6 protein-coding genes are annotated in these 2589 nt (G+C 51.1%); all 6 read right to left on the reverse strand.

Annotation, left to right across the window (positions count from 1 at the left end; genetic code table 11):
• Positions 1 to 399: 399 nt before the first annotated feature.
• Positions 400 to 606: a hypothetical protein gene (locus AC5JLP_RS13600; protein WP_496068456.1), complete on the reverse strand. Its 207-nt coding sequence runs from the start codon at positions 604 to 606 to the stop codon at positions 400 to 402.
• 19 nt (positions 607 to 625) lie between these two features.
• Positions 626 to 1048 carry a hypothetical protein gene (locus AC5JLP_RS13605; RefSeq protein WP_496068457.1) on the reverse strand — a complete coding sequence of 141 codons (423 nt, stop codon included), beginning with the start codon at positions 1046 to 1048 and terminating at the stop codon, positions 626 to 628.
• A gap of 15 nt (positions 1049 to 1063) precedes the next feature.
• Positions 1064 to 1642, reverse strand: coding sequence for a hypothetical protein (locus AC5JLP_RS13610; RefSeq protein ID WP_496068458.1), 579 nt, complete (start codon positions 1640 to 1642; stop codon positions 1064 to 1066).
• A 5-nt stretch (positions 1643 to 1647) separates the two neighbouring features.
• Positions 1648 to 1977 carry an OTU domain-containing protein gene (locus tag AC5JLP_RS13615; protein WP_496068459.1) on the reverse strand — a complete coding sequence of 110 codons (330 nt, stop codon included), beginning with the start codon at positions 1975 to 1977 and terminating at the stop codon, positions 1648 to 1650.
• Positions 1978 to 2094: 117 nt separating this feature from the next.
• Positions 2095 to 2304 (reverse strand): hypothetical protein, encoded by a 210-nt coding sequence (locus AC5JLP_RS13620; protein WP_496068460.1) that lies wholly within the window; start codon positions 2302 to 2304, stop codon positions 2095 to 2097.
• Positions 2301 to 2501: a hypothetical protein gene (locus AC5JLP_RS13625; RefSeq protein ID WP_496068461.1), complete on the reverse strand. Its 201-nt coding sequence runs from the start codon at positions 2499 to 2501 to the stop codon at positions 2301 to 2303. The genes AC5JLP_RS13620 and AC5JLP_RS13625 overlap by 4 nt, the downstream gene beginning before the upstream one ends.
• Positions 2502 to 2589 lie beyond the last annotated feature (88 nt).

The following is a 2589-nucleotide window of genomic DNA, read 5'->3' on the forward strand; positions in this document are numbered from 1 at the left end:
AGCTTGATGGGACTTGAATTTCTTCTCCTCCACCGTAGTAACAAAAGAGGGATAAGAAATGAATAGAGGAAGTGTACATATAGCGAAAATTTCCTCTATTAGCCTCTTGGTGCAGAGTATTGGATATACTCTGCACCAGTAAAATGAGTGTTCCTGCTGCTCGTGCAGTTACCGCTGCTACGAAAGGACTGGCACTAGCAAAGAAAGTCGTAAACTGCGACAGGTGATGAGCTTTGCAGCGCCCTCGCAGGCAAGCGTTTTAGCCTTCCCGAGGCAGCTTGGGAAAACCCTACCAGTTGACCATTGCGAAAGGGCGATGCTCAAAGGCTTCTATGCTAGAAATTCACGCAAAATGACGACGAATCTGCCTCAGCGAGCGCTATCCTTTGCTTTGGCGGGTTAGCCCTTACTTAAATGAACGGCTGTACTAGGCACGATTCTCTGCCAGAGTGACTCCAAGGCATCAGACAAATAGTCACGATCGACCGGACAGTTGAAATCATGCTGTTCATATCGCAGCAAGGCATAGAGCCTAAGCTCACGCTGACCGTCTGCCTGCTGCCATTCACGGTAGCGCAGTTGAGGCGTATAACCTAACTCCACCATTGATCGTGACGCAGGTTTTTCACGACGATTCCTTGCCTTCCCTCTGGACAAGCTCAAAGCCCAACTCATGTGCCTTCTCAGAGCACAGCGTTTGATAGTAACCGTTGTGTTGATGCAACCTTCCCGGTCGCCCTGTAAGTGCGCATGTCTGCAACGACTTCAGTGCTGCTGTTGCGATCGCGGCCTCAACTGCCAAGCTGGGCTGATCAACATAGAATCGTAAGCTCCCAAATTTCTCCTTGACCTGTACTACAGTCACTGTGGCTTCAGGATGTTCAAGGTTGTACTGCTGCAATTGTTGAGACAAGTCGTACAGCAACTCAAACCAACCATCGCCACAGTCGAAACCCAAGGACATCAAGTTTACGGTGACGGGCAGATGCCTACCCGCATAAAGCGCTGGAAAGTCCTCAAAGAGTTGATTTGTGTGTGCTGCATTCATGGTGGATGCTTCTTTTCAAACGACGCGCTTATGGAGCATGGGCACCAGCAGGGCGAGCAGTGGCTCGAGGGGCAACAGCGGATAGGCGGTCAGATCGATCGTGACCGTAGTTTCTTCCAACTTGAGGAAGCGCCAGATTAACCTGGTGGTGACAACACCATAAACAACGCTGGGCTGGTCGTTACACTGTTGTGCCGCTACCATCTGTACCAAGCAGTGAGAGAAACCGCGCTCCGTTGACTTGGTCTCCACGATCGCTGTGATGTCAGAAGCAAGGGGCGAGCGCGACGCTGTTGCCCGACTCACAACGTGATCGATTGTGCCACTCAAGCCCTGAGTCGAACACGCATCGAACGCTGGCCCGCAAGCAAGGTGCAATGGATAGAGCACTACCAGGTGTAGCAGGATGGGCGCAACGAGCAATTCAGCGCGTGTCTTTTCATTCGTGTGGACATGGATCAGAGCGGTCATGCCTTCCAGACGATCGCCCAACGGCTGGTAAGGCACAGGCTGTGGCAAGACAAGCGGCGAGCGCTGCTCGATAACCTGTAGCCCAAACTCACGGAAGACAAGCTGAAGCAAGTACTGCTGCATAGCCCTTAACCAAAATCCGAAAACAGTGTGCCCTGCTGAAAAGAGGGTTTGGAGTCTACTTCATCTAGCGCTTGAATGGCGATTTCACTGATCCTCAGTTGCGCCACCGAATCGCCATCCACATGCGTCCGCTCAATGCGCTCCAGCAATTGCTCGGGTGTGAGGGTTGACTCCCACTGCTCCTCATGAAAACAACGGTAGAGGAAATAGTCCCATCGCTCTGGATGCGCCAGCATGTGCTGCGCGATCGCCTGTTTAGATTCTGCCTCTACCACTCGAAAGAGGTTTGGGGAGATGCCTTCGTCATACAAACTGGTAATGAGAAAGAGTGGCATAGTGGCTTCCTGGTAGTACTCTGAGCGCTAAACGTCTGACTGCAAAGATTGAGCGATCAGGTAAACTTCCTTGGCAGTGAACTGAGTCATTCCACCCTCATGTGTGACGTGAATGGACTACCGGATCGGCTCATTGGTTTTCTCGACTACAAGAGCTTGGGCAAGATCACTTTTGAGGTCTTTGAACAGCGATCGCACGCCATAGGTTTTCCGCAGGGTGACACTCCAGGCACTACAGTCTCTGTATTGCAAGGCGGCAAAGCGACGAGCCGCAAACTCTGCTTTCTGGAGCGGGGTCAGCGCATTCATTTCAGTTGGTTCGTTCATGATTCGTCTACGTGAGGAGATGGATCAAAGATGATGGTGAAAGCAGCGGCAGTTTGCTGATGCAGCAGTTTGAGATGTGCTTCCGCATCGCCTCGACGACGGCAACGAACGACTATGAGCTGTTTCAAATTTGGCAGGAGTCGGACAATGCACCACGGATGTAACTGCTGCTGATAGTTCACACTAGTCTGACTCATCGGCTTTCCAAGCTTTCAAAACACTCCAACCACCTTATAGAGTTAATTTGACATCTTCATAATTAAAATTAAGGGAGCCGTAACCCTT

Source organism: Stenomitos rutilans (assembly GCF_059505485.1).

Excerpts from the sequence above, each read along its gene's own strand:
- AC5JLP_RS13600 (WP_496068456.1), bottom strand. The coding sequence starts at position 606 with ATGGTGGAGTTAGGTTATACGCCTCAACTGCGCTACCGTGAATGGCAG.
- AC5JLP_RS13610 (WP_496068458.1), bottom strand. The coding sequence starts at position 1,642 with ATGCAGCAGTACTTGCTTCAGCTTGTCTTCCGTGAGTTTGGGCTACAG.
- AC5JLP_RS13615 (WP_496068459.1), bottom strand. The coding sequence starts at position 1,977 with ATGCCACTCTTTCTCATTACCAGTTTGTATGACGAAGGCATCTCCCCA.
- AC5JLP_RS13620 (WP_496068460.1), bottom strand. The coding sequence starts at position 2,304 with ATGAACGAACCAACTGAAATGAATGCGCTGACCCCGCTCCAGAAAGCA.
- AC5JLP_RS13625 (WP_496068461.1), bottom strand. The coding sequence starts at position 2,501 with ATGAGTCAGACTAGTGTGAACTATCAGCAGCAGTTACATCCGTGGTGC.
- AC5JLP_RS13605 (WP_496068457.1), bottom strand. The coding sequence starts at position 1,048 with ATGAATGCAGCACACACAAATCAACTCTTTGAGGACTTTCCAGCGCTT.